Source organism: Nocardioides anomalus, assembly GCF_011046535.1.
In the GTDB taxonomy this organism is placed as follows: domain Bacteria; phylum Actinomycetota; class Actinomycetes; order Propionibacteriales; family Nocardioidaceae; genus Nocardioides; species Nocardioides anomalus.
Genome location: NZ_CP049257.1, coordinates 3,101,727 through 3,127,489, shown reverse-complemented (window position 1 = coordinate 3,127,489; position 25,763 = coordinate 3,101,727). Strand labels below are relative to the sequence as shown.

20 protein-coding genes and 2 pseudogenes are annotated in these 25,763 nt (G+C 73.7%); 18 read left to right on the top strand and 4 right to left on the bottom strand.

Features of this window, described 5'->3' with window-relative positions; translation table 11 throughout:
- The first annotated feature begins 81 nt into the window (after nucleotides 1-81).
- Both G5V58_RS15755 and G5V58_RS15750 read left to right on the top strand, forming a co-directional pair.
- Nucleotides 82-2,988, top strand: coding sequence for a glycosyltransferase (locus G5V58_RS15755; protein ID WP_165234704.1), 2,907 nt, complete (start codon nucleotides 82-84; stop codon nucleotides 2,986-2,988).
- On the top strand, nucleotides 2,985-4,349 hold the full coding sequence (locus tag G5V58_RS15750) for a DUF5719 family protein (protein WP_165234701.1): 1,365 nt from the start codon (nucleotides 2,985-2,987) through the stop codon (nucleotides 4,347-4,349). The genes G5V58_RS15755 and G5V58_RS15750 overlap by 4 nt, the downstream gene beginning before the upstream one ends.
- 8 nt (nucleotides 4,350-4,357) lie before the next feature.
- Here G5V58_RS15750 and G5V58_RS15745 read toward each other — a convergent pair.
- Nucleotides 4,358-4,609, bottom strand: a pseudogene (locus G5V58_RS15745) (EF-Tu/IF-2/RF-3 family GTPase); the annotation flags it as partial.
- Between the two features lie 92 nt (nucleotides 4,610-4,701).
- Nucleotides 4,702-5,142, bottom strand: a complete 441-nt coding sequence (locus G5V58_RS15740; RefSeq protein ID WP_230486662.1) for a metallopeptidase family protein — start codon at nucleotides 5,140-5,142, stop codon at nucleotides 4,702-4,704.
- A gap of 33 nt (nucleotides 5,143-5,175) precedes the next feature.
- Between G5V58_RS15740 and G5V58_RS15735 the strand changes: the two genes are divergently transcribed.
- The 15 genes and pseudogenes from G5V58_RS15735 to G5V58_RS15670 all read left to right on the top strand — a co-directional run bounded on the left by G5V58_RS15735 (nucleotide 5,176) and on the right by G5V58_RS15670 (nucleotide 20,935).
- Nucleotides 5,176-5,556, top strand: a complete 381-nt coding sequence (locus G5V58_RS15735; RefSeq protein WP_165234695.1) for a DUF3499 domain-containing protein — start codon at nucleotides 5,176-5,178, stop codon at nucleotides 5,554-5,556.
- A gap of 18 nt (nucleotides 5,557-5,574) precedes the next feature.
- Entirely contained in the window at nucleotides 5,575-6,945 is a 1,371-nt protein-coding gene (locus tag G5V58_RS15730) for a phosphomannomutase/phosphoglucomutase (protein ID WP_165234691.1), read from the top strand.
- Nucleotides 6,945-7,127 carry a Trm112 family protein gene (locus G5V58_RS15725; RefSeq protein WP_165234688.1) on the top strand — a complete coding sequence of 61 codons (183 nt, stop codon included), beginning with the start codon at nucleotides 6,945-6,947 and terminating at the stop codon, nucleotides 7,125-7,127. Before G5V58_RS15730 ends, G5V58_RS15725 begins: the two co-directional genes overlap by 1 nt.
- A gap of 4 nt (nucleotides 7,128-7,131) precedes the next feature.
- Nucleotides 7,132-8,163 (top strand): SIS domain-containing protein, encoded by a 1,032-nt coding sequence (locus tag G5V58_RS15720; RefSeq protein WP_165234685.1) that lies wholly within the window; start codon nucleotides 7,132-7,134, stop codon nucleotides 8,161-8,163.
- A gap of 55 nt (nucleotides 8,164-8,218) precedes the next feature.
- Complete coding sequence (locus tag G5V58_RS15715; RefSeq protein WP_165234682.1) at nucleotides 8,219-9,388, top strand: acyltransferase family protein; 1,170 nt, start codon at nucleotides 8,219-8,221, stop codon at nucleotides 9,386-9,388.
- A 10-nt stretch (nucleotides 9,389-9,398) separates the two neighbouring features.
- Nucleotides 9,399-10,358 carry a DUF808 domain-containing protein gene (locus G5V58_RS15710; protein ID WP_165234679.1) on the top strand — a complete coding sequence of 320 codons (960 nt, stop codon included), beginning with the start codon at nucleotides 9,399-9,401 and terminating at the stop codon, nucleotides 10,356-10,358.
- Between the two features lie 124 nt (nucleotides 10,359-10,482).
- Nucleotides 10,483-11,913: an adenosylhomocysteinase gene (ahcY, locus tag G5V58_RS15705; protein WP_165234676.1), complete on the top strand. Its 1,431-nt coding sequence runs from the start codon at nucleotides 10,483-10,485 to the stop codon at nucleotides 11,911-11,913.
- 91 nt (nucleotides 11,914-12,004) lie between these two features.
- On the top strand, nucleotides 12,005-12,718 hold the full coding sequence (gene mtrA, locus G5V58_RS15700; RefSeq protein ID WP_165234673.1) for an MtrAB system response regulator MtrA: 714 nt from the start codon (nucleotides 12,005-12,007) through the stop codon (nucleotides 12,716-12,718).
- 17 nt (nucleotides 12,719-12,735) lie between these two features.
- The gene (gene mtrB, locus G5V58_RS15695; RefSeq protein WP_165234670.1) at nucleotides 12,736-14,379 is read left to right on the top strand and encodes an MtrAB system histidine kinase MtrB; all 1,644 of its coding nucleotides are present in this window, start codon (nucleotides 12,736-12,738) and stop codon (nucleotides 14,377-14,379) included.
- A gap of 738 nt (nucleotides 14,380-15,117) precedes the next feature.
- A pseudogene (locus G5V58_RS26745) lies at nucleotides 15,118-15,189 on the top strand (hypothetical protein); the annotation flags it as partial.
- A gap of 36 nt (nucleotides 15,190-15,225) precedes the next feature.
- Nucleotides 15,226-16,134 carry an LpqB family beta-propeller domain-containing protein gene (locus G5V58_RS15690; RefSeq protein ID WP_165234667.1) on the top strand — a complete coding sequence of 303 codons (909 nt, stop codon included), beginning with the start codon at nucleotides 15,226-15,228 and terminating at the stop codon, nucleotides 16,132-16,134.
- Between the two features lie 100 nt (nucleotides 16,135-16,234).
- Nucleotides 16,235-16,960, top strand: coding sequence for a ComF family protein (locus G5V58_RS15685; protein ID WP_165234664.1), 726 nt, complete (start codon nucleotides 16,235-16,237; stop codon nucleotides 16,958-16,960).
- Between the two features lie 1,342 nt (nucleotides 16,961-18,302).
- Entirely contained in the window at nucleotides 18,303-18,917 is a 615-nt protein-coding gene (gene hpf, locus G5V58_RS15680; RefSeq protein ID WP_165234661.1) for a ribosome hibernation-promoting factor, HPF/YfiA family, read from the top strand.
- Between the two features lie 112 nt (nucleotides 18,918-19,029).
- Nucleotides 19,030-19,710, top strand: coding sequence for a response regulator (locus G5V58_RS15675; protein ID WP_230486661.1), 681 nt, complete (start codon nucleotides 19,030-19,032; stop codon nucleotides 19,708-19,710).
- Nucleotides 19,711-19,753: 43 nt separating this feature from the next.
- Complete coding sequence (locus tag G5V58_RS15670; RefSeq protein WP_230486660.1) at nucleotides 19,754-20,935, top strand: winged helix-turn-helix domain-containing protein; 1,182 nt, start codon at nucleotides 19,754-19,756, stop codon at nucleotides 20,933-20,935.
- Here G5V58_RS15670 and G5V58_RS15665 read toward each other — a convergent pair.
- Nucleotides 20,889-22,019: a glycosyltransferase gene (locus G5V58_RS15665; protein WP_165234655.1), complete on the bottom strand. Its 1,131-nt coding sequence runs from the start codon at nucleotides 22,017-22,019 to the stop codon at nucleotides 20,889-20,891. The genes G5V58_RS15670 and G5V58_RS15665 overlap by 47 nt on opposite strands.
- 2 nt (nucleotides 22,020-22,021) lie before the next feature.
- Nucleotides 22,022-22,624 carry a TetR/AcrR family transcriptional regulator gene (locus tag G5V58_RS15660; protein ID WP_165234652.1) on the bottom strand — a complete coding sequence of 201 codons (603 nt, stop codon included), beginning with the start codon at nucleotides 22,622-22,624 and terminating at the stop codon, nucleotides 22,022-22,024.
- 165 nt (nucleotides 22,625-22,789) lie between these two features.
- Here G5V58_RS15660 and secA point away from each other — a divergent pair, with 165 nt between their 5' ends.
- On the top strand, nucleotides 22,790-25,690 hold the full coding sequence (gene secA, locus G5V58_RS15655) for a preprotein translocase subunit SecA (RefSeq protein ID WP_165234649.1): 2,901 nt from the start codon (nucleotides 22,790-22,792) through the stop codon (nucleotides 25,688-25,690).
- Nucleotides 25,691-25,763 lie beyond the last annotated feature (73 nt).

Genomic DNA, 25,763 nt, shown 5'->3' with positions numbered 1-25,763 from the left:
CGAGAAGGGCCCGAGCCGTGGGGTGCTCGGGCCTCTCGCTCATTTAGGGGCCGTTTCGCCGACCCCCTAGCCTGTTCGACCGTGCCTGCCACCGACCGTCGCCGCGCCGCCGAGGGCACGCGCGGGCGCGAGGACGTGGCGGTGCTGCTGGTCAGCCACGACGGCGAGCGGTGGCTGCCCACGGTGCTGGAGGGCCTGGCCGGCCAGCTCGCCCCGGTCGTGGCCACGGTTGCGGTCGACACCGGCAGCAAGGACCGCAGCGCGGACCTGCTCGCCGCGGCGTACGGCGAGGAGTGGGTCGTGCGCGAGCCGTCGTCGACGGCCTTCCCGGCCGCGCTGCGCGCCGGGCTGGCCCACCTCGACGCCCGGGGCGTCGACGCCGAGTGGGTCTGGGTGCTGCACGACGACGCCAGCCCGCACCCCGAGGCGCTGCTGGCCCTGCTGGCCGGCGCGGCCGACGACCCGGACGCCGCCGTGCTGGGCCCGATGCTGCGCGAGTGGCCCTCGCTCAAGCGGCTGCTGGAGTTCGGGGTCACCCTCTCCGGCACCGGCCACCGCGAGACCGGCCTGGAGCGCGGGGAGTACGACCAGGGCCAGTACTCCGAGCCCAAGCACGTGCTGGCCGTCAACACCGCCGGGATGCTGGTGCGACGCCGGGTCCTCGACGAGCTCGGCGGGCTGGACGACGAGCTGCCGGTGTTCGGCAACGACCTCGACTTCGGCTGGCGCGCCGCCGCGGCCGGTCACCGGACCGTCGTGGTGCCGCAGGCGGTGGTCTTCCACGCCGAGGCCGCTCACCGCGGGCTGCGCCGCACGCCGCTGACCGGGCGGCACACGCACTACCAGGAGCGCCGCGCGGCGCTGTTCACGCTGCTGGCCAACTCCGCCTCCCGGGCGTGGCCCCTGCAGGCGGTCCGGCTGTTCTTCGGGACCCTGCTGCGGATGCTGGGCTTCGTCGCGGTGCGTGCTCCCGGTCAGGCGCTGGACGACCTCGCGGCGTACGTCTCGGTGGTGGCGAAGCCGGGCGAGCTGCTGGCCGCGCGGCGCGCCCGCGCGCAGGCCCGGACGGTCGGCCGCGAGGAGCTCGACCCGCTGCTGGCGCCGCGCTGGCTGCCCTACCGGCACGGCCTCGACGCGGTCAGCGACCTGGCCACCGCGCTCACCCAGTCCGCCACCGACGTGGCCGAGCGCCGCCGCGCCGCCCAGGCGCAGGCCGACCCGTCGTCCTTCGCGGCGCGCCGCACCGAGCGCGAGCGGATCGAGGACGAGGACGTCGTCGAGGACACCGGCCTGGTCGCGCGGTTCCTGACCAACCCGGTCGCCGTCCTCCTCGCGGTCGCCGTGCTGGCGCTGCTCGTCGGCGCCCGGCCCGCGCTGGGCCACGTCTCCGGCCCGGGCCTCTCGCCGGCCCCCGACCGCTGGACCGACTGGTGGTCGCTGCACCTGTCGTCGTGGCACGAGCTGGGGCTCGGCACCGCCGTCCCCGCGCCGCCGTACGTCCTGCCGCTGGCCCTGCTGGCCACCGTGCTCGGCGCCAGCCCGGCCGCGGCCGTCACCGCGGTGCTGGTGCTGGCCGTCCCGTTCTCGCTGTGGGGTGCGTGGCGGTTCCTGCGCGTGGCCGGTCGGCTGGCCACGCCCGGCGGCGCGAACCGCTGGCTCATCCTCTGGGGCGCCTCGACCTACGCCCTGGTCCCGGTGGTCTCCGGGGCCTGGGGCCAGGGCCGGATCGCGCCCGTGCTCTCGGCCGCGCTGCTGCCCTGGCTGGCGCACGCCGCGCTGGGCTTCGCCGACCCCGAGGCCGACCGGCGCTGGCGGGCCGCGTGGCGCACCGGGCTGCTGCTCGCGCTCGTCACCTGCGGCACCCCCCTCGCCTGGCTCGTCGCGGCCCTCGTCGGCGTGGTCGTGGTGGTCCTGGCCTTCACCCTGCTGCCCGGCATCGGCCGGGACCGCTCGGCCTGGGGACCACCGGTGGTGGCGCTCGCCGTGGTGCCGGTGCTGCTCGCGCCGTGGTGGCTCCCGGCGCTGCTGCACGGCGCCGGCGAGGGGCTGCTGCTCGACGGCGGCCGGTGGCCGGCCCCGGCACCGGACGGGTGGGAGCTCGCGCTGGGCCGCTTCCACGACCTCGGCGCGCCGTGGTGGCTCGGGGTCGTGCTGCCGGTGCTCGCGCTGCTCGCGCTCGGGCCGCGGCGCACCCGCATCCCCGTGCTCATCTGCTGGGTGGTGGCGCTGCTCTGCGCGGTCGTGGCCGCGCTGCTGGGCCACGTGACCCTGGACCTCGCCGCGCTCTCCACGCCGCCCGGGCTGGCCTTCCTGCTCCTCACCGGCCAGGCCGCCCTGGTCACCGCGGTGGTCCTCGGCGCGCTCGGCGTGGCGCGTCCCGGCGGCCTGCTGCGCGTCGGCGCGGTCGTGCTGGCGGCGGCGGCCGCCGTCGTGCCGGTCGCCGGGCTGGCGTGGTTCGTCGTGGACGGCGGCGACGAGCTGGCCACCGACCAGGACGCCGGCATCCCGGCGTACATGGTGCAGAGCTCGCAGCTCGGCCCCGAGCACGGGATCCTCGTGCTGCGCGGCTCGGTCGAGGACGGGCTCACCTACACCGTGCGCCGCGACGACGGCGTCACCACCGGCGAGGACGAGGTGCTCGACCTGGCCGGCGAGGACCGCGGCTTCACGCGCCTGGTCCAGGGGCTGGCGGCCCGGCCGACGCCGGAGTCGGTCGACTCGCTCGCCGCGCGGGGGATCGAGTACGTCGTGCTGCCGGCGCCGGCCGACGGGCAGGTCGCGGCCGCGCTCGACGCCACCGCCGGCCTGCAGCAGGCCAGCGCCGAGGACCGCAGCACCCGCGCCTGGCAGGTCGACCAGCCGCTGTCGGACGACCAGCTCGACGGCGGGCGCTCCTGGCTGCGCGTCGTGCTGCTCGTGGTGCAGGCCCTCGCGGTGCTGGCCGTGCTGGTCCTGTGTGCGCCGAGCACGGAGCGGGGGCAGCGGTGAGGCGTCGGTTCGGCGTGGACGTGGTCCTCGCGGTGGTGCTGCCGGTGGCGTGTGCGCTGGCGCTGTTCGTCGTGCGCCCGGACCGCGGGCAGCCGGGGACCGGGGAGCCGGTCGCGACCGCCCTCAGCACCTCCTCGCTCGTCTGCCCCTCGGCGCTGACCGGCACCGGGACCGACGCGACCGGTGTCTCCGTCTCGGGGAGCGCCGACGAGGCGGCCGACGGCGAGGTGACGGTCGGCCTCGGGCAGACGTCGGCCCCGCTCCGGGTCCGCAGTGGCCGCGTGAGCGCGGCCGAGCCGGGTGCCGGCGCCGCGGTCGTCACCGGCACGGGGGCGCTCGCGCCCGGGCTGGTCGCCGGCCGCTCGCAGTCGGCCCCGCTCGCCGCCGTCGACTGCGCGCCGCCGGTCGCCGACCAGTGGTTCACCGGCGCCGGCGCCGAGCCCACGCACGACTCGGTCCTGGAGCTGACCAACCCCAACACCGGCCCGGCCATCGCCGACGTCACGGTCCGCGGGCCGAGCGGCGTGGTCGACGTGCCGGCGCTGCGCGGCGTCTCGGTGCCGGGGTCCACCACCGTCCAGCTCGACATGGGCCAGGTCCTGCCGCGCCGCGGCGAGCTGGCGCTCGAGGTGCACACCACCCGCGGCCGGCTCGCGGTGCACGTGGTCGACGCCGTCGACGACCTCGGGGGCGCCGCCTCGCGCGACTGGCTCCCCGCCCAGGCGGAGCCGAGCAGCGAGAACCTCGTGCTCGGCCTGGTCCCCGGGGCGGGGGAGCGCACCCTGGTGCTGGCCAACCCGGGCGCCGACGAGGTCCGCGCCGAGCTCCAGGTGGTCACCGCGACGTCGGTGTTCACGCCCACCGGCGCCGAGACCATCCGCGTCGCGCCCGGCACCACCGAGTCCGTCACCCTCGACGACGTGCTGGCCCAGTCGGCGCAGGACGGCGCCCTTGGCGTCCTGGTCTCCTCCAACGGCCCGGTCACGACCGGCCTGCGCCAGGTCGTGGACGGCGATCTCTCGCTGCTGGCCGCCGGCGCGGCGGTCGACGCGCCCACCGCCGCCGTCGTGCCGGCCGGGCCCAAGCGGCTGCTCCTGGCCGGCGCCACCGGCACGGGGACCGCCACCGTCACGGCGTACGACGCGAAGGGCAAGGCCCTCGCCGAGCAGGCCGTCGACCTCGCCGTCCAGGCCGGCGGCGACGTCGAGCTGCCCGACGCGACCGCGCTGGTCGGCGTGGTGCCCGAGGGGGCCGCCGTGCACGCCGCCGTGCTGCTCACCGGCGGCGGCACCGCCGTCGTGCCCCTGCGCGAGCTGGTGCTGACGGGGCTGGTCCCCGACGTCCGCCCCGGAGTCCCCTAGCCCCTCTGCACGACGTCGCCGCGCTCGACGTCGGCGCGGTCCACCCCGCGCAGCAGCAGCCCGACCTGCTCGCCGGCGGTCGCGGCCTCGACGACGGCGCGGAACTTCTCGATCCCGGTCACCTCGGTCGCGGTCTGCGGGAGGCCGTCGCGCACGATCTGCACGCGCTGGCCCACCTCGAGCCGGCCCGACTCCACCCGCCCGGTGACGACCGTGCCGCGGCCGGTGATGGTGAAGACGTCCGCGACCGGCATCCGGAACGACCCGGTCGGACTCGCGGCGTCGGCCCGCGCCAGCAGCACGTCGACGTCCTGGTCGGAGGTGCGCCCGCGCCCGAACGGCCACCAGCCCATCAGGCCTCGCCCTCGTAGCGCGGGTCGACCCGCTCCGGGTCGATGCCCAGCAGCTCGGCCACCTGCTCGACCACGATGGTCAGCACCAGGGCCTCGAGGTCGGCGCGCGACTCCGCGCGGTGCTCGATGGGGCGCCGGAAGAGCACCAGCCGGGTCGGCGTGGCGCCGCTGCCGCGCACCAGAGAGGAGAGCGGCACCTGGCCGTCCTCCCAGTCGTCGGGGATCTGCGGGGCGTCCTCGACGGCGTACTCCACCAGCCCGAGCTCGTCCTGCCAGCGCCGGTCGACGCTGGTCACGATGGACAGCGCGAGCTCGTCGAACCGCTCCCGGCCCGTGGGCAGCTCGGGGGAGCCCGGCCGGCGCGGGACGATCCCCGGGCCGCGCATGCCGCGGCCGCGCCGGTCACGGCGGGGCGAGGGGTGCGCCCGGCGGTTCTCCACGGCGCGAGGTTAGTACGGAGGTACGTTCCGGGGGTGAGTCCTGCCCGGCGCTGCTCGCGCACCGCGTGCGACCGTCCCGCGGTCACCACGCTCACCTACGTCTACGCCGACCAGACGGCGGTGCTGGGCCCGCTCGCGACGTACGCCGAGCCGCACGCCTACGACCTGTGCGCCCAGCACGCCGAGCGGCTCTCCGCCCCCCGCGGCTGGGAGGTGCTGCGGCTGGTCTCGGACCTCAAGGCGCCCAGCGGCCCGTCCGACGACGACCTGCTGGCCCTGGCCGACGCCGTGCGCGAGGCCGCCCGCCCGGTGGCCGCTCCTCCGGCCGCGCCGACCACCGAGTACGGCTCCCGCGAGACCGGTCGCCGCGGCCACCTGCGCGTGCTCACCCACGACGAGGCGATCGACCGCTGAGCAACTAGGGTCGGGGCCGTGGATCCCGCCCCCGACCCCGCCGTCGTCACCGGCGTCTTCAAGGCCTACGACGTCCGCGGTCTCGCGCCGGAGCAGATCGACGAGCCGCTGGCCCGCGCCACCGGTCGCGCGCACACCCAGGTCACCGGCGCCACCCGCGTGGTCGTCGGCCACGACATGCGGCCCACGTCGCCGGCGCTGGCCGCCGCGTTCGCCGAGGGCGCGGCCGAGGCCGGCGCCGACGTGGTCATGATCGGGCTGGCCTCCACCGACATGCTCTACTTCGCCTCCGGCCACCTCGAGGTGCCGGGCGCGATGTTCACGGCCAGCCACAACCCCGCGGCGTACAACGGGATCAAGATGTGCCGGGCCAACGCCGTGCCGCTGGGCATGGAGTCCGGGCTCGCCGAGATCCGCGACCTGGTCCTGGAGCCGCGCGCGGTGGACGGCGCCCGCGGGGAGGTCAGCGAGCTCGACCTGCTCGACGCCTACGCCGACCACCTGCTCACGCTGGCCCCGGTCGCCGGCGGCCGCTCGCTCAAGGTCGTCGCCGACGCCGGCAACGGCATGGCCGGGCACACCGCGCCGGCGGTGCTGGGCCAGGTGAGCGGCGTCGAGCTGGTGCCGATGTACTTCGAGCTCGACGGCACCTTCCCGAACCACGAGGCCAACCCGATCGAGATCGAGAACCTGCGCGACCTGCAGGCCCGCGTGCTGGAGGAGGGCGCCGACATCGGGCTGGCCTTCGACGGCGACGCCGACCGCTGCTTCCTCGTCGACGAGCGCGGCCAGGCCGTCTCGCCGTCGGCGCTGACCGGGCTCATCGCCCGCCGCGAGCTGGCCAAGGACCCCGGCGCCACGGTGATCCACAACCTCATCACCAGCCGTGCGGTGCCCGAGCTGGTGACCTCGCTGGGCGGCACGCCGGTGCGCACCCGGGTGGGCCACTCGTTCATCAAGGCCACGATGGCCGAGACCGACGCGGTCTTCGGCGGCGAGCACAGCGGCCACTTCTACTTCCGCGACTTCTGGCGCGCGGACTCCGGGATGCTGGCCGCCCTGCACGCGCTGGCCGCGCTGTCCGAGACCGACCTGCCGCTCTCGGAGCTGGTCGCGGAGTACGACCCCTACCCGCTCAGCGGCGAGGTCAACTCCACCGTGGCCGACACCGCCGCGGTGACCGCGGTCGTCGAGGCGGCCTACGACGGGCAGGAGGGGGTCACCCTCGACCGGCTCGACGGGCTGACCGTCAGCCACGCCGACTGGACCTTCAACGTGCGGCCCTCCAACACCGAGCCGTTGCTGCGTCTCAACGCCGAGGGCAGGGACCGCGAGACCATGGAGCGGGTGCGCGACGACGTGCTCGCGCTGATCCGAAAGGGTGCGTGATGGCGCTCAACCTCTCCCCGGAGCTGCTGGCGATCATCGTCTGCCCGGACTGCCACGGCGACCTCGTGCCGCGCGAGACCGAGGACGGCGGCGAGCTGGTCTGCCAGTCGTGCGGGCTGATCTACCCGGTCCGCGACGACATCCCGGTGCTGCTGGTCGACGAAGCCCGCCGGCCGGGCTGATCCGGTGGTCAGCTGGTTCGACGAGTCCCGCCTCGACGACGCCTCCGCGCTCGCGCAGCACGACGTGCGGCTGCGGGAGCTGGCCGAGTCCGGCGCGCGCGTACGCCGCGAGGCCGGCGACGCGGCCGAGGCCATCGCCGAGGCCGTGGCCCGCTCGCGCGAGAACGGCCAGCCGCGCGCGGTCATCGCGGCCGGCCCCGACTCCCGCCTGCTGCGCGCGGTGCTCGAGCCGTGGTGCCCGGTGCCGTTCGTGGCCTGGCCCGGACCGGCCCTGCCGGGCTGGGCCGGCAGTCTCGACCTGGTCGTCGTGCTGGCCCCGGACGGCTCCGACACCGGCACCGCGTCGGCGGTCGCCGAGGCCAACCGCCGCGGCTGCCAGGTCGTGGTGGCCTGCCCGCCGGCCTCGATGGTGGCCGAGCACGCCGCCGGCCGCTGGAGCACGATCCTGCCCGTCGCCACCCGCGACCAGCTGGCCACCGCGGTGGTCATGCTGAGCTACCTCGACCAGGTCCAGCTCGGGCCGGCCACCGACGCGGACCAGGTGGCGCAGGCCCTCGACGACGTGGCCATCTCCTGCTCGCCGCACCGCGACCTCGCGGTCAACCCGGCCAAGATGCTGGCCATCGCGCTGGCCGACACCAACCCGCTGGTCTGGGGCGGCACCGTGCTGGCCGCCCGCGCCGCCCGCCGGATCGCGGAGTCAGTGCGCCGTGCCTCCGGCCTCACGGCCATCGCCGGCGACGCCGAGCACCTGCTGCCGATCCTCGAGGCGGCCCGGCCGCGCGACGTCTTCGACGACCCGTTCGACGAGGGCGCGACCGTGCGCCGCCCGGTGCTGCTGGTGCTCGAGGACGGCTCTCAGTCGCCGTACTTCCGCGAGCAGCGCGGTCGGCTCCTGGCCGCCGCGTCCGAGCGGGGCGTGCGGGTGGAGAGCATCGAGACCGAGGCCTCGAGCGAGGTCGCGTGCTACGCCTCGCTGCTGCTGTCGGGGACCTACGGCGCGGAGTACCTCCGCGTGGGCCTCGTCACGGACTGAGGGCTACCGGCCGGTAGCAGGTGTCGCGGAGAGCCCGCCCGGGTATCCGGACTGCGTGAGCAGCACGTCCCCGACCGCGCCTGCCCGCACGCCCGCCGCCGCCCCTGCCGCCGGAGCCGCGGCAGGCCCGGCGCCGGCCAAGGCCCGCGACCCGTGGTTCGACAACGCCAAGATGGGGCTCGTCCTGCTCGTGGTCGTCGGGCACTCCTGGACGCTGCTGCCGCGCGTGGGCGCGGTCTCGCACCTCTACGACTCGCTCTACCTGTGGCACGTGCCGGCCTTCGTCTTCGTCACGGGCTACCTGTCGCGCTCGTTCGCCTACACCCCGGCCCGGATGTGGCAGCTCGTGCGCACCGTGGCCATCCCGTACGTCCTCTTCGAGTGCGCGCTCGCGCTGTTCCGGATCTACCTCGGCGGTGAGCAGCTGCGCGACGTGTTCCAGGACCCGCACTGGCCGATGTGGTACCTCTCGGCCCTGTTCTTCTGGCGGCTCGCGACGCCGGTGTTCAAGGCGGTGCCGGCCCTGCTCGCCGTACCCGTGGCCATCGCGATCAGCCTGGCTGGCGGCATGGTCGCGGACAGCACCTTCGACTTCTTCCGGATCTGCGGCTTCCTGCCGTTCTTCGTGCTCGGCCTCAAGGCCACGCCCGAGCGGCTCGAGGTGCTGCGCGCCCCCTGGGCGCGCACCGCCGGCATCCTCGGCTTCCTGGCCATCCTGGTCGGCGCCACCTGGATGGACCAGCTGGTCGGGAGCACCGACTGGCTCTACTACAGCTACGGCTACCAGGACCTCGGCGCCAGCGACGCCCACGGCCTCGCGGTCCGGGCCGGGCTGCTCGCCGTCGGCCTGGTCGGTGCGCTGTCCTTCTTCGCGCTGATCCCGCGCGCCGGCGGCTGGTTCACCACGATGGGCGCGGCCACCCTGGTCGTCTACCTCTTCCACGGCTTCGTCATCAAGGGCGCGGAGTACGCCGGGTACGCCGACTGGGCGGCGGGCCACGCGGCGATCGCCTTCGCGCTCACCACCGCCGGCGCCGTGGCCCTCGCCCTGGTGCTGGCCTGGTCGCCCGTCGCCCGCGTCCTCAACCACGCGGTCGATCCCTTCGGCACCGCCGAGAAGCACGTCGAGGCGGCCGTCCAGCTGGCCGCCGCGCCGACCCACGCCGAGCAGATCGCGGGCGCCATCGAGGAGGCGGCGAGCGACCGCCCCTTGGCCGCTCGCTAACCTTCCGCCCATGAGTGCCGGGCTGTTCGGCCTGTTCGACGACATCGCCGCGCTGGCCCGGATGGCCGCCGCGTCGGTCGACGACGTCGGCGCGGCCGCCGGTCGGGCCAGCGCCAAGGCCGCCGGCGTCGTGGTCGACGACACCGCGGTCACCCCGCAGTACGTCTCCGGCGTCGCCGCCGAGCGCGAGCTCCCGATCATCCGCAAGATCGCCGTCGGCTCGCTGCGCAACAAGATCCTCTTCATCCTCCCGGCCGCGCTGGTCCTCAGCCAGTTCGCCTCGTGGGCGCTGCCGGTCATCCTCATGGCCGGTGGCACCTATCTCTGCTACGAGGGCGCCGAGAAGGTCTGGGAGAAGATCGCCGGCCACGAGGAGCACCAGCTGGCCACCGAGTCCGGGCCCGAGGCCGAGGACGAGCTGACCGCGAGCGCCATCCGCACCGACTTCATCCTGTCCGCCGAGATCATGGTCATCGCCCTCAACGAGGTCGCCGACGAGTCGATCGTCCCGCGGGCCCTGATCCTGCTCGTCGTCGCCGTGGCCATCACCGTGCTCGTCTACGGCGTGGTCGGCCTGATCGTGAAGATGGACGACGTCGGCCTGCACCTGATCCAGCGCGACGCGGCCTTCGCCCAGCGGCTCGGCCACGGGCTGGTCAAGGCCATGCCCCGCCTGCTCTCCGTCATCTCCGTGGTCGGCATCGCCGCCATGCTCTGGGTCGGTGGCCACATCCTGCTGGTCAACTCCGCCGAGGTCGGTTGGCACTGGCCCTACGACACCGTCCACCACTGGGAGGAGCACATCCACGACGCCGTCCACGGCCCCGTGGGCTCCGCTCTCGCCTGGTTGGCCAACACCGGCGTCTCCGCCCTCATCGGGATCGTCTGGGGCGCCCTGGTCGTCGCCGTCGTCGTGCGCCTGCCGTTCGGGAAGAAGGCCGACGCCGGCCACGAGCCCGCCGCGCACTGAGCGGCCGCGAGGATTCACCCCTGCGGCAGCGCTCGCCATACCCTGGGACGGTCCGCGTGGGAGATCCCAACTACGCGCAGATGCGCGGCGCAGACCTGACTCCAGCCTCCTAGGAGACAACCCGATGGACTTCAAGGTCGCCGACCTGTCGCTGGCCGACTACGGCCGCACCGAGATCACCCTCGCCGAGCACGAGATGCCCGGCCTGATGGCGATGCGCGAGCGCTACGGCGACGCCAAGCCGCTCGCGGGGGCCCGGATCGCGGGCTCGCTGCACATGACGATCCAGACCGCCGTGCTCATCGAGACGCTGGTCGCGCTCGGCGCCGAGGTGCGCTGGGCGTCCTGCAACATCTTCTCCACCCAGGACCACGCGGCCGCGGCCGTCGCGGTCGGCCCCACCGGTACCGTCGACGCCCCCGCCGGCGTCCCGGTCTTCGCCTGGAAGGGCGAGACGCTGGAGGAGTACTGGTGGTGCACCCAGCAGATCCTGCAGTGGCCCGAGGGCACCTTCGCCAACATGATCCTCGACGACGGCGGCGACGCGACCCTGTTCGTCCACCTCGGTGTCGAGATGGAGAAGACCGGCGTCGCGCCGGACCCGGCCACCGCCACCAGCAACGAGCAGCGGATCATCTTCGAGGCGCTCAACGCCTCGTTCGCGGAGTCCAAGGAGCGCTGGACGCCGATCGCCGGCGAGATCAAGGGCGTGACCGAGGAGACCACCACCGGTGTGCTCCGGCTCTACGACATGATGAAGGAAGGCTCGCTGCTCTTCCCGGCCATCAACGTCAACGACTCGGTCACCAAGTCCAAGTTCGACAACAAGTACGGCTGTCGCCACTCGCTCATCGACGGCATCAACCGCGCGACCGACGTCCTCATCGGCGGCAAGGTCGCCGTGGTCTGCGGGTACGGCGACGTGGGCAAGGGCTGCGCGGAGTCGCTGCGCGGCCAGGGCGCTCGCGTCATCGTCACCGAGATCGACCCGATCTGCGCGCTGCAGGCGGCCATGGACGGCTACCAGGTCTCCACCCTGGACGACGTCGTGTCGAGCGCCGACATCATCATCACCGCGACCGGCAACAAGGACGTCGTCTCGGTCGAGCAGATGAAGCGGATGAAGCACAACGCGATCCTCGGCAACATCGGCCACTTCGACAACGAGATCGACATGGCCGGCCTCGAGGCCGACGGCGTGGCGACGCGCAAGAACGTCAAGCCGCAGGTCGACGTGTGGACCTTCCCCGACGACAAGGCCATCATCGTGCTGTCCGAGGGTCGCCTGATGAACCTCGGCAACGCGACCGGCCACCCGTCGTTCGTGATGTCCAACTCCTTCACCAACCAGGTGCTGGCGCAGATCGAGATCTTCACCAAGCCCGAGGAGTACCCCGTCGGCGTCTACGTGCTGCCCAAGCACCTGGACGAGGAGGTCGCGCGCCTCCACCTCGACGCCCTCGGCGTGAAGCTCACGACGCTCAGCGACGACCAGGCCGCCTACCTCGGCATCCCGGTCGAGGGCCCGTTCAAGTCCGACCAGTACCGCTACTGATCGACCACCTCCACGACGGCCCGGGCGCACTGCGCCCGGGCCGTCGTGCGTCCGGGCCCGGCTCTTCTGGGCCGTGCGGCAGAATTGGCGCATGGCTGAGCAGCCGGTGCCCGTCGTGGACCTCGCGACCCAGGGGCGCGTCCTCGTGGTCGACGACGACGCCTCGTTGGCCGAGATGCTCTCGATCGTGCTGCGCCAGGAGGGCTTCGACGCCCGTGTGGTCACCCGCGGCGACCTGGCGCTGGCGGCGTTCCACGAGTTCAAGCCCGATGTCGTCCTGCTCGACCTGATGCTGCCCGGCAAGGACGGCATCGACGTGTGCCGGGAGATCCGGGCCGAGTCCGGGGTGCCCATCGTCATGCTCACCGCCCGCGGCGACACCGTCGACGTGGTGGTCGGGCTGGAGTCGGGCGCCGACGACTACGTGGTCAAGCCGTTCAAGCCCAAGGAGCTGGTCGCGCGGATCCGGGCGCGCGTACGCCGCAACGACCGCGGCGCGCAGGAGTCGCTGAGCATCGGCGACATCGTCATCGACGTGGCCGGCCACGCGGTGAGCCGCGACGGCGAGCCGATCAACCTCACGCCCCTGGAGTTCGACCTGCTCGTGTGCCTGGCCCGCAAGCCGTGGCAGGTCTTCACCCGTGAGGTGCTGCTGGAGCAGGTCTGGGGCTACCGCCACGCCGCCGACACCCGGCTGGTCAACGTGCACGTGCAGCGGCTGCGCTCCAAGGTCGAGCACGACCCGGAGAGCCCGGAGATCGTGGTGACCGTGCGCGGCGTCGGCTACAAGGCCGGCACGGGCTGAGACCCGGGTCCTCGGCAGTGCTCCGCGCGCGTGCGCCCCGCAGCTTCCCCGGCGCCCTGCGCCGCGGGCTGACGTTCTGGCGCCGCTCGATCCAGGCCCGGGTGGTCGCGAGCACCGTGGTGCTGTGCGCGCTGGTCATCGCCACCATGGGCTGGCTGTTGCTGCAGCAGATCCGCGACGGCCTGCTCGACCGGCGGGTGGACGCGGTGACCCACGAGGTCGCGGGCGAGATCGTCGAGGTCGACGACCTGCTGTCCCAGGCCTCGGGCCAGGAGGACGCGTCGGTCCAGCGCGGCGACATCGTCGACGTGATCCTGGACCGGGCCTCGACGCGCGGGTACGGCGTGGTCGTGGCCGGCCCGGCCGGCGAGGGGGTGCGCATCGCCCAGGGCGGCACGTCGTCCAGCGGCGACTACGACCTGGCCAGCGTCCCGGTCTCGCTGGAGGACCACTTCCAGACCATCGGTGCGGCCCGGGCGTGGACCTACGCCGACCTCGGGACGCTCGACGACCAGGGCGACGTGGTGCGCCACGAGCCCGGGATCGTGGTGGGCTCGCAGATCTCGCTGCCGGCCGACGGCGCGACGTACACGGTCTACTTCCTGTTCCCGCTCGAGGAGCAGCAGAGCACGATGGACCTGGTCACCCGGGCTCTGCTCACCGCGGGCGGGCTGCTGCTGGTCCTGGTGGCCGGGGTGACCTGGCTGGTGACCCGGCAGGTGGTGACACCGGTGCGGATGGCCCGCGAGGTGGCCGAGCGGCTGGCGGCCGGTCGGCTCCAGGAGCGGCTGCGGGTCTCCGGTGAGGACGACGTGGCGCGGCTCGCGACGTCGTTCAACCAGATGGCCTCCAACCTGCAGCGCCAGATCCGGCAGCTGGAGGAGCTGAGCCGGGTGCAGCGCCGCTTCGTCTCCGACGTCTCCCACGAGCTGCGCACGCCGCTGACCACGGTGCGGATGGCCGGCGACGTGCTGCACGACGCCCGGCGCGACTTCGACCCGGTCACCGCGCGCGCGGCCGAGCTGCTGCAGATGGAGCTCGACCGGTTCGAGACGCTGCTGGCCGACCTGCTCGAGATCAGCCGGTTCGACGCCGGCGCCGCCGTGCTCGACCTCGACGACGTCAACCTCGTCGACGTGGCCCACCGGGTGGTGGACAGCACCCGGCCGCTGGCCGAGCAGCACGACGTGCGCCTGCGGGTCCTCGCCCCCGACCACCCGTGCCTGGCCGAGGCCGACGTGCGCCGGGTCGAGCGGGTGGTGCGCAACCTGGTCACCAACGCGATCGACCACGCCCACGTCGGCGGGGTCGACCGCCGCGTCGGGACCGCCGACGTCGTCATCCACGTCGCCGGTGACGAGCAGGCCGCGGCCATCGCGGTGCGCGACTACGGCGTCGGGCTGGCGCCGGGGGAGTCGGCCATGGTCTTCAACCGGTTCTGGCGGGCCGACCCGGCCCGGGCGCGGACCTCCGGCGGCACCGGGCTCGGCCTGTCGATCTCGATGGAGGACACCCACCTGCACGGCGGGTGGCTGCAGGCGTGGGGGCGGCCGGGCGAGGGCTCGCAGTTCCGGCTCACGCTGCCGCGGCACGTGCGCCACCCGTTGCGGCAGAGCCCCCTGCCGCTGGTGCCCGAGGACGCTCCGGAGCCGGTCCGGTGACCCGCCGTACGACGCCCCTGGTGCTGGCCGCGACCCTGGCCGGGCTGCTGCTCAGCGGCTGCGGCGTGAGCCTGCCGGACAGCGGACCGGTGGTGGAGACCCAGGCGAGTGGCACCCGCCCGCGCGACAACCCGGCCAACATCAACCCGCGCGGCCCCGGCAAGGACGACTCGCCCGAGGACGTCGTGCGCGGGTTCCTCGAGGCCATGACCGCGACCCCGCCGATCAAGACCAGCGTGGCGCGCGAGTTCCTCACCACCGACGCGAAGGCCTCCTGGCAGCCCGTCGGCACCATCGCCTACGGCAACCCGACCATCTCCGGCCTGCGCGACGACGAGCTGGAGATGACGCTCTCCGACGCCGACCGCACCGACGCCCGCGGCGCCTGGCAGGGACCGCTCGAGGGTGCGGCGGCGACGTTCCGGATCGGGATGGAGCAGGACGACGACGGGCAGTGGCGGATCTCGGCGCCGCCGCCGTACCTCATGGTGCCGCGCTCGTGGTTCGAGCAGCGGCTGCGCCAGGTCTCGCTCTACTTCTTCGACCCCAGCGGCACCCTGCTGGTGCCCGAGCCGGTCTTCGTCCCGCGCGGACCGCAGCTGGCGTCCACGATGGTCAACGGTCTGCTGCAGGGTCCCGCGCCGGGGCTGTCCGGCTCCGAGCTGACCTTCCTGCCCGCCGACCTGCGCCCGGTGGTCTCGGTGCCGGTCTCGGCGCGGGGGGCTCGCCCAGGTCACGCTGACCAGCGACAACACCGACCTGGTCCTGGACGCCTCCGAGGCCGAGCGGCTGGTCGCCCAGCTGGCCTGGACGCTGCGGCAGGACCCCGACATCCGCAGCTTCCAGGTGAGCGTCGACGGGCAGCCGGTGAAGCTCGGGGACGGCGACGACGACTTCGAGGTCTCCTACGGCAGCTCCTTCGCGCCGTACGTCGGCGACGCGAGCCCCGTCCTCTACGGCCTGCGCGAGGGCCGGCTCGTCGCCGGCAGCCCGCGGAGCCTCGACGAGGTCGGCGGGCCGTTCGGCCAGGCCGACTACCAGCTGCGGTCGGTGGCCCTGGACATGCGCGCCGACCAGGCCGCCGGCGTCACCGCCTCGGGCTCCGAGCTGCTGGTCGGCTCCGTCGACGACCCCGACGGCACCCCGGCGCCGATCCTCACGGCGGCGAGCGACCTGCTCACGCCGGCGTACGACGTGCGCGACCGGCTGTGGACCGTCGATCGGCGCAAGGAGGGGGCCGTCGTGCAGTACGTCCGCGGGACCACCGTCCGCGAGGTCGACGTCGCGGGCGTCACCGGGCAGTACGTCAAGGACTTCACCGTCTCGCGCGACGGCTCGCGGCTCGTCGCCGTCGTGCGCGGTGACGGACCGGACGACAGCATCGTGGTCAGCCGGATCATCAGCGCCGGCGACGACCAGGTGACGCGCGTCGACGCCGCCCGCGACATCACCCCGCCCGAGACCGAGGGCCGGATCCGCAGCCTGGCCTGGCGCACGCCGACCAGCGTCGTCTACTCCCAGCCCGTGAGCCGGAGCTTCGTCTACGTGCGCAGCGCCTCGGTGGACGGCGCCTCCTTGGGCGTCGACGGCGTCTTGAAGTCCATCACCGAGGCCGTCACCGACCTGGTCGGCTCGCCGACCCCCGACCAGCCGATCTACGCCTTCGCCCCCGGCGTCCTCAAGGACCTCACCGGCGACCGCGACCTGCGGATCCCCGTCGACGACACGGTCACCGACCTCACCTACGTGGGCTGAGCGTCCCCCCCCGCGTCCACAGCCCCGCCCCACCTCTGACCTCTCCACAGCCCGCCCGCTCGCCGCCCCGGTCGTCGGTCCGCTCCGGTTCGCTGGCCTCATGACCCGACCACCCGCCACCCTCCTCGACGGCGCCCTCGACCTCCTGCTCGGCGGCGTCTGCGTCGGCTGCGCCGCCCCCGGCCGGTCGCTGTGCCCGGCCTGTGCCGCCGACCTGCCCACCGCCGCCGCCCCCGCCTGGCCCACCCCCGTCCCCGGCGGTCTCGTCGAGCCGTGGGCCGCCGCGGCCTACGCCGGCACCGTCCGCGACATGGTGCTCGGCCTCAAGGAGCGCCACCTGGAGGGCCTCGCCGTCCCCCTCGCCCGCCTCCTCGCCGCCGCCGTCGCCGGCGAGCTGCCCCGCGGCAGCCCGCTCGTCCTCGTCCCCGTGCCGTCGCGCCCCCGCACCGTCCGCGCCCGCGGCCACGACCCCACCCACGCCCTGACCCGCCGAGCCGCCCGCCTCCTCGACCACCCCGACCAACGCGTCGTCGTGCGCAGGCTCCTGCGCCAGACCGGCCGCGTCGCCGACCAGTCCGGCCTCGACGCCACCGCCCGCGCGGCCAACCTGGCCGGGTCCATGCGGGTGCGCGCCCGCGCCGTCGACCGCCTCCTGCGCCGGTGGACGGAGGTGCGGGTCGTCGTGTGCGACGACGTGCTCACCACCGGCTCGACCGCCCGCGAGGCCCAACGCGCCCTCGAGGCCACCGGCCTCGACGTCGTCCGCATCGCCGTCGTCGCCGCTACCCAGCGGTGGTCGGCGGCCGCGTCCGGGGCGGCGGCCTGACGGCTGGCGGGCAGCTCGGGGCGCGGCGTCGGGCCGGCGGGTGCTGCGCGTACGTGCGGTGCGCGCGTGGGTGAGGGCGGCGCGGCCCCGGGCCGGCGGGGCTGAGGCGCGCACGAGCGGTGCGCGCGGCGTCGGGCCGGGCGGCCTGCGGCCTGGCCGTGCGGTGCACGCGCAGAGCGGTGCGGGCATCGCCCCCAGAGCAGAGCGGCCCCGGACAGGCGTTCGTCAATCCCGCAGGAGTCAGGGACAGTCCGGATTGGTGAGTGGAGGCGGCGGGAAGGGCGGGTGGGAGAGGAAGGCCCTGAGCGCCCGCGGGCCAGCGCCGCGGCGGGGTCGCGGTACGGCGGCGCGCCCAGGTCACCATGCGGGTCGGGTGGCGCGGGCGGGCGGGCGGGCCGCGGGTCGGGTTGAGCGGCGCTGAACGGGCAGCGCGGCGGGCGGTCCCGCGTGGCGGCGCAGCGGTGGGTCGGCGCCGGCGCGCCGGTGCGGCGGTGCGCCGCCGCAGCAACAACAGCTGCGGAACGGCGTGCCCTCGTCGCCATGTCCGCTGCGCGGAGGTCCTTGGCGGCGGTGGCGCTGCGCGGGCGCCCGGCCGCGGGGCCCCGTGGCCCGTGGGCGGTGCGAGCGGCGCTGGGCGGGGACGGTCCTGAGCGCGCCGCTGCCCGGGGCGGTGCTGAGCTGCTTGGGGGCGGTGCTGTGTGCTGCGGCGGCGGCGGAGGAGGGTTGTGGCGCATGGGGGCGGTGGCGGCGGCCCGCGGCGGTCTGGTGCGGGTGCGGATGGGCGGTGCCGTCCCGCGGCCGCGCTGAGCGGTGGCCGCGCGCGGCGGTGCGCGAGGTGCCGGCGTGCGTGGGGTGGCGGCGTGCGTGGGGTGGCGGCGTGCGTGGGGTGGCGGCGTGCGTGGGGTGGCGGCGTGCGTGGGGTGGCGGCGTGCGTGGGGTGGCGGCGTGCGTGGGGTGGCGGCGTGCGTGGGGTGGCGGCGTGCGTGGGGTGGCGGCGTGCGTGGGGTGGCGGCGTGCGTGGGGTGGCGCGGCGCCCGCGGGTGCCGCGCGGTGCGGACAAGCGGCGACCCGGGCCCGCACGCGCCCGTCCGGCGGGGCGGACCCACGGCCCCACCAGCCACCGCCAGCGACACCCGCCAGCCACCCAACGACGAAGCACGCGCCTCACCCGGGTGAGTTCTGGACAGATGTCCGCCTTCCCTTCCGTGCCTCAGGTGAGCCGACTACCGTCGGTGCATGGAGCCCACTCGAGGACGTTGAGCCCGGGGGACTCCCCGGGCTCTCTGCGTTCTCGGCCGCTCCTGACCAACCGACAGGACACACGCCGACACGGGAGGTTCAGATGGATGTAGTGGTCACCGGCCGACACTGCGAGATCACCGACAGGTACCGCAGCCACGTCGAGGAGAAGCTGGCCCGGCTCGAGAAGCACGATCACCGGATCATGCGGGTGAGCGTCGAGGTGGACTGCGAGGCCAACCCGCGCCAGCGTGACCGCGCCGTACGTCTGGAGCTCACGGCGTTCTCCAAGGGCCCGGTGATCCGCGCCGAGGCGTGCGCGGTCGACAAGATGGCCGCGCTGGACATGGCCCTGGACAAGATGGCGTCGCAGATGCGGCGGGCGGCCGACCGCCGCCGCGTCCACCACGGGCGCCGGGCGCCGGTCTCGGTGGGCCAGGCCCTGGCGAACGCCGACGAGCTCGTCGAGGACGTCGTCGACGACGGCCAGGTCGCCGAGCGCCAGGTGGGCCCGATCGCGGTCACCGGCGACGGTCCGCTGGTGGTGCGCGAGAAGACCCACCCCGCCAGCCCGATGACGCTGGACCAGGCGCTGTACGAGATGGAGCTGGTCGGGCACGACTTCTACCTGTTCGTCGACAAGGAGAGCGACCGCCCGTCGGTGGTCTACCGCCGCCGCGGCTACGACTACGGCGTGATCTCGCTCGACGTCGACTAGCCCAGGTACGCCGGGCGCCCACCTGGGCCAGCCCAGGTGGGCCAGCCCACGTGGTCCACCGCATGCCCCGTCTGTGCCCGGCGCACCGCCCGAACGTGTCATGATGCGCGGTGTGGCGGAGAGCAAGCACGGGGAACCGGAGCCGATCCGGGTGCTGGTCGTCGACGACCAGGAACTGTTCCGACGCGGCCTGACGATGCTCCTGGCCGCTGAGCCGGGCGTCGAGGTCGTGGGTGAGGCGGGCGACGGGCTCGAGGGGACCAGCCTGGCCGCGACGGCGGCGCCGGACGTGGTGCTGCTCGACATCCGGATGCCCAAGCGCTCCGGGATCGAGGCCTGCCTGGCCATCAAGGAGGCCGTGCCGTCGGCCAAGATCATCATCCTCACCGTCTCCGACGAGGAGGCCGACCTCTACGAGGCGGTCAAGAGCGGGGCGTCGGGCTACCTGCTCAAGGACTCCTCCATCGAGGAGGTCGCGCAGGCGATCCGGGTCGTCGCCGACGGCCAGTCGCTGATCAGCCCGTCGATGGCGGTCAAGCTCATCGACGAGTTCAAGCAGATGTCGCGCCCCGAGCGCGAGCACGTGCCCGGCCTGCGGCTGACCGACCGCGAGCTCGAGGTGCTGCGCCTGGTGGCCAAGGGCATGAACAACCGCGAGATCGCCCGCGACCTGTTCATCTCCGAGAACACCGTGAAGAACCACGTCCGCAACATCCTGGAGAAGCTCCAGCTGCACTCGCGGATGGAGGCGGTCATGTACGCCGTCAAGGAGAAGCTCCTCGACCTGCCCTGACCGACGGGCACCGCTGTCGGCGGGCCGTGGTTGAGTGCGGAACGTGACGGACACGCTGTCGCGCGCTCAGGCGCGCCGGATCGCGCTGGCCGCGCAGGGGTTCCTCGACCCCCGGCACACGACACCGACGATGCGGACCTTCGCGCGCACGCTCGAGCGGACCGGCGTGCTGCAGGTCGACTCGGTCAACGTCCTGCAGCGGGCGCACTACATGCCGCTGTTCTCCCGGATGGGCGCCTACGACACGGGGCTGCTGACGCGGGCGGCGGAGAAGCGACCGCGCCGGCTGGTGGAGTACTGGGCCCACGTCCAGGCCCTCATGCCCGTCGAGCTGTGGCCGGTGATGCAGCACCGGATGGCGGCCTACCGCGACCGGCGCGGCAAGTGGTTCCAGGCCCTCGACGACGGCCTGGTCGAGCGGCTGCTGGCCGAGGTGGCGGCCCGCGGGCCGAGCACGGCCCGCCAGCTCGACGACGGGGCGCCGCGGAGCAAGGACAACTGGGGCTGGAACTGGTCGGAGGCCAAGAAGGCGCTCGACTTCCTCTACATGACCGGCGAGCTGGCCGTGGCCGGGCGGACCAGCCAGTTCGAGGTGGTCTACGACCTGCCCGAGCGGGTGCTGCCGCCGCACGTCCTGGCCATGGCGACGCCGAGCAAGGCCGACGCCGACCTCGAGCTCGTACGCCGCGCGGCCGCGTCCCACGGGGTGGCGACGCTGCGCTGCCTGGCCGACTACTACCGCATGAAGGTCGAGGAGGTCGCCCCCGCGGTGGACCGCCTCGTCGAGGAGGGGGTGCTCCGGCCGGTCCGCATCGAGGGCTGGAACCGCCCGGCGTTCCTGCACACCGCCGCACGCCGCCCGCGCCGGGTGGAGGCGCGAGCGTTCCTCAGCCCGTTCGACCCGGTGGTCTGGCTGCGCGAGCGCACCGAGAGGCTCTTCGACTTCCACTACCGCATCGAGATCTACGTCCCGGCGCAGAAGCGGGTGCACGGCTACTACGTGCTGCCCTTCCTGCTGCGCGACGAGATCGTGGCCCGGGTCGACCTCAAGGCCGAGCGCCGGGACGGCGTGCTCGTGGTCAAGTCGGCGTGGGCCGAGGACGGTGCGCCTGAGGACACCGCCGAGGAGCTGTCCGCCGAGCTGCGCTCCCTGGCGGGGTGGCTCGGTCTGGACGAGATCACCGTCGAGCCGCGCGGCGACCTCGCCCCACTGCTGCGGCCCTGACGACGTCCTCCAGCACGTCGGCGCCGAGCCGCGCGCCGGGCAGGCTGCGGACCTCCGCGCCGAGGCGGGCGGCGGCCGCTTGGTGCGGGCCGTCGGCGAGCAGCTCCTCGACCAGTGGCGTGATCCGGCGTGGCGGGGCGCCCTTGCGCACCACCCGGCCGGCGCCGGCGCGCTCGAGGCTGCGGCCGACCGCGGGCTGGTCGGTGAGCCGGTCCATGGGCATCACCAGGACCGGCAGGTCGTGGGCCAGCGCCTGCATGGTGGTGCCGTGGCCGCCGTGCCCGATCACCAGCGAGGCGCGCGGCATCAGCTCGACGTGGGGGACGTGGCGGTGCACCTCGACCCCGGGCGGAACGTCGAGCGCGGCCGGGTCCACCGCGGGCCCGGTGGTCACCACCACGTCGGCGTCCACGGCGCGGGTCGCGTCGAGCACGGCCTGCAGGCACGCCCGCATCCGGGCGAAGCCGAAGGTGCTGAGGCTGACCAGGACCAGCGGTCGCCCGTCCGGTGCGGGGCCGTGCGCGGGGCGGGGCGCGACGTCGACGACCGGCCCGACGCGGTGCAGGTGGGCGGGCGGCTCGGGGAGCGGGTCCAGGGTCGGGATCGTGGTGAGCAGCCGGGCCGCGGCGTGGTCGAGGGCCCGGTGCGGGTGCAGCCGCCGCAGCGCGAGGTTGAGGCCCATGGGGCCGCGGAGCAGGGTGCGCAGCGAGGCGTCGTAGGCGTGCTCGAGCACGGCGTACGGCAGCGCGGCCTCGTCGGCGGCGTGCATCGCCCCGAAGGCCAGGTGGTCGACGACGACGAGGTCGGCCGGGCGCCGGCGCACGGCGTCGAGCAGGTCGCGGCCGAGCCCGCGGTCCGCGAAGAGCCGCAGCGCCTCCAGCGGCGAGTAGTCGGTGCGGTTGTCGAAGCGGCGCGCGTGCCGGGTGGGCTCGACCCCGACGCCCGCGGCGGCCAGCCGGTCGGCCTGGACCGCGTGGCCCAGGAAGCGCACGGTGTGACCGCGCGCCTGGAGCTCGCGGGCGGTGCCGAGGGCGGGCGGGACGTTGCCACCGCCGTCCCAGGTGACGAAGAGCAGCTCGGCCATGGTCAGTCCTCGGGGTGTGGGGTCGGTGCGGTGAGCAGAGCGGAGACCAAGCGGTGCATCCGCGCGGTCGTGGTGGCCCGGTCGAGGCCGCGGTCACGCCGCAGCTGCTGCCAGGTGTAGACGTCGGTGGCGACCGCGAGCAGGTCGACCAGCTCCTCGCGCCCCGGGCCGGCCGGGGGCAGGTGCGGCGCGAACACCGTCTCGGTCCACGTGCGGTGCAGCGCGCGGCCGTGGGTGACGATGCGCGCCACCTGTGCGTCGTCGCGCTCCTGGGCGAGGAGCAGCACGACCCCGTCGCCGAGCCGCTCGTAGTGCTCGAGGACCACCGCCACCGCCGCGCTCACGTCGCCGACCGGCGCACGCCGCTCCTGGTCGACGACCCGCAGCGCGTGGGCGAGGGCGGCCTCGACGAGGCCGTCGCGGCTGCCGAACTTCCGCAGCACGGTCTGGACGCTGACCCCGGCCTCGCCCGCCACGTCGTCGAGGGAGAGGTCGGCCAGCCGCCGGCGCAGGGCCAGGGCGACCAGGGCGTCGAGGACGGCCACCCGCGTCCGCTCCGCGGCCTCGGCCCGGGCGGTCATCGTGTAGGGGCGCGTCGTCTTCATGTCAGTGGCAGTTGACACCAAAAGCGTCATTGATGTCAACGCCTGTGCACACCAATGTGCCGAGGAACGCTCACCACCGTTCGGCCGTTACGATGAACGACGGCGCCTCGGCGCCCCTGTGTGCGCCTCCGCGCCACCCGTACCCGACCCAGGAGCATCTGCACCGTGCCTGCCATCCTCGACAAGATCCTGCGCATCGGCGAGGGCAAGATCCTGCGCCAGCTCGAAGGCATCTCCCAGGCGGTCAACGCCATCGAGGACGACTTCGTCGCGATGAGCGACGCCGAGCTCCAGGGCATGACCGCGGAGTTCCGGGAGCGGCTGGCCAAGGGCGAGGACCTCGACGACCTGATGCCCGAGGCGTTCGCGACGGTTCGAGAGGCGGCGCGCCGGGTCATCGGCCAGCGGCACTTCGACGTCCAGGTCATGGGTGGCGCGGCGCTGCACCTCGGCAACATCGCCGAGATGAAGACCGGTGAGGGCAAGACCCTGGTCTCCACGCTGCCGGCCTACCTCAACGCGGTCGCCGGCAAGGGCGTCCACGTCGTCACGGTCAACGACTACCTCGCGAAGTACCAGTCGGAGTGGATGGGCCGGGTCCACCACTTCCTGGGCCTGAGCGTCGGGGTGATCCTGCCGCAGATGACGCCGGCCGAGCGCCGGGTGGCCTACGCCTGCGACATCACCTACGGCACCAACAACGAGCTCGGCTTCGACTACCTGCGCGACAACATGGCGGGCTCCATCGAGGAGTGCGTCCAGCGCGGCCACAACTTCGCCATCGTCGACGAGGTCGACTCGATCCTCATCGACGAGGCGCGCACCCCGCTGATCATCAGCGGCCCGACCCAGGACGAGGTCAAGTGGTACGGCGAGTTCGCCAAGATCGTCGCCAAGCTCGAGCGTGACGTCGACTACGAGGTCGACGAGAAGAAGCGGACCATCTCGGTCCTCGAGCCGGGCATCACCAAGGTGGAGGACCACCTCGGCATCGAGAACCTCTACGAGTCGGTCAACACCCCGCTGATCTCGTTCCTCAACAACGGCATCAAGGCCAAGGAGCTGTTCCACAACGACAAGGAGTACGTCGTCATGAACGGCGAGGTGCTCATCGTGGACGAGCACACCGGCCGCATCCTCTCCGGGCGCCGCTACAACGACGGTCTGCACCAGGCCATCGAGGCCAAGGAGAAGGTCCAGGTCCGCGAGGAGTACCAGACCCTCGCCACCATCACGCTCCAGAACTACTTCCGCCTCTACGACAAGCTCTCCGGCATGACCGGAACGGCCATGACCGAGGCCTCGGAGTTCGACAAGATCTACAAGCTCGGCGTGGTCCCGATCCCGACCAACAAGCCGATGGCCCGCATCGACCAGCCCGACCTGGTCTACCGGACCGAGGAGGCCAAGTACGACGCGGTCGTCGAGGACATCCGGTCGCGCAACGAGAAGGGCCAGCCGGTCCTGGTCGGCACGGTGTCGGTGGAGAAGTCGGAGTACCTCTCCCAGAAGCTGAAGAAGCTCGGCGTCCCGCACAGCGTGCTGAACGCCAAGCAGCACGCCGACGAGGCCAAGGTCGTCGCGGTCGCCGGTCACAAGGGCTCGGTCACGGTGGCCACCAACATGGCCGGTCGAGGCACCGACATCATGCTCGGCGGATCGGTGGAGTTCCTGGCCGACCAGCAGCTGCGCGAGCGCGGCCTGGACCCGGTCGAGAACCCCGAGGAGTATGAAGCCGCCTGGCCCGCGACGCTCGAGCAGGTCAAGGAGCAGGTCGGCCGCGACCACGACGAGGTCAAGGAGCTGGGCGGCCTCTACGTCATCGGCACCGAGCGCCACGAGTCGCGCCGCATCGACAACCAGCTGCGCGGTCGCTCCGGCCGTCAGGGCGACCCGGGGGAGTCCCGGTTCTACCTGTCGCTGCAGGACGAGCTGATGCGCCTGTTCAAGTCCGACTGGGTCGACCGGGTGCTCCAGGTCCTCAAGATCCCCGACGACGTCCCCATCGAGAACAAGCGCGTGACCAACGCGATCGCCAACGCCCAGGGCCAGGTCGAGTCGCAGAACTTCGAGTCGCGCAAGAACGTCCTCAAGTACGACGACGTGATGGACCGTCAGCGCAAGGTGATCTACAGCGAGCGCCGCGAGGTCCTCGAGGGCGCCGACATCGAGGAGCAGGTCCGCACCTTCATCGACGACGTCGTCACCGGCGTCGTCACCGGCGCGACCCAGGACTTCGCGGAGGAGTGGGACCTCGAGCAGCTCTGGACCGACCTGAAGCAGATCTGGCCGGTCTCGCTGGACTGGCAGACGATCCAGGAGGAGCACGGCGGGGCGGCGAACGTCGACCGCGAGGAGCTCATCGCCGAGCTGCAGAAGGACGCCCAGACCGCCTACGACACCCGCGAGCAGGAGGTCGGCGAGCAGGTCATGCGCGAGCTCGAGCGGCGCGTGCTGCTCTCGGTGCTCGACCGCAAGTGGCGCGAGCACCTCTACGAGATGGACTACCTCCGCGAGGGCATCTACCTGCGGGCCTACTCCCAGCGCGACCCGCTCGTGGAGTACCAGCGCGAGGGCTTCGACATGTTCGCCGCCATGATGGACGGCATCAAGGAGGAGTCGGTCGGCTTCCTGTTCAACCTCGAGGTCTCCGTCGAGGACGAGGACGGCGACGGTGAGATCGACGAGGACGAGATCGAGATCGAGGAGCCGCTGCGCCGGGTCATCTCGGAGAACGTCGTCGCCGACGAGCCGGTGATCGAGTCCGGCCCGGCCGAGACGCCCAACGAGGAGCTCGAGGAGCCGGCCGCGGCGTTCGTCCGCAGCCCGCAGATCAAGGCCAAGGGGCTCGAGGACGAGCGCCGGCCGCAGAACCTCTCCTACTCCGCGCCCTCCGAGGACGGCGAGGCCGAGGTCAAGGCCGGTGCGGTCAAGACCGAGGACGACCCGTTCGCCAAGGTCGGTCGCAACGCCCAGTGCCCCTGCGGCTCGGGCAAGAAGTACAAGATGTGCCACGGCCGCCCCGGCGGTCCGACCGGCCTCACCGCCCGCGCCGCGGGCGGCTGAGCCCGTGGCGCGGTCGGGCGAGGATCGTGTCCTGACCGTGACCTCCTGACCGCCCGGTCCGACTAGCGTCTGC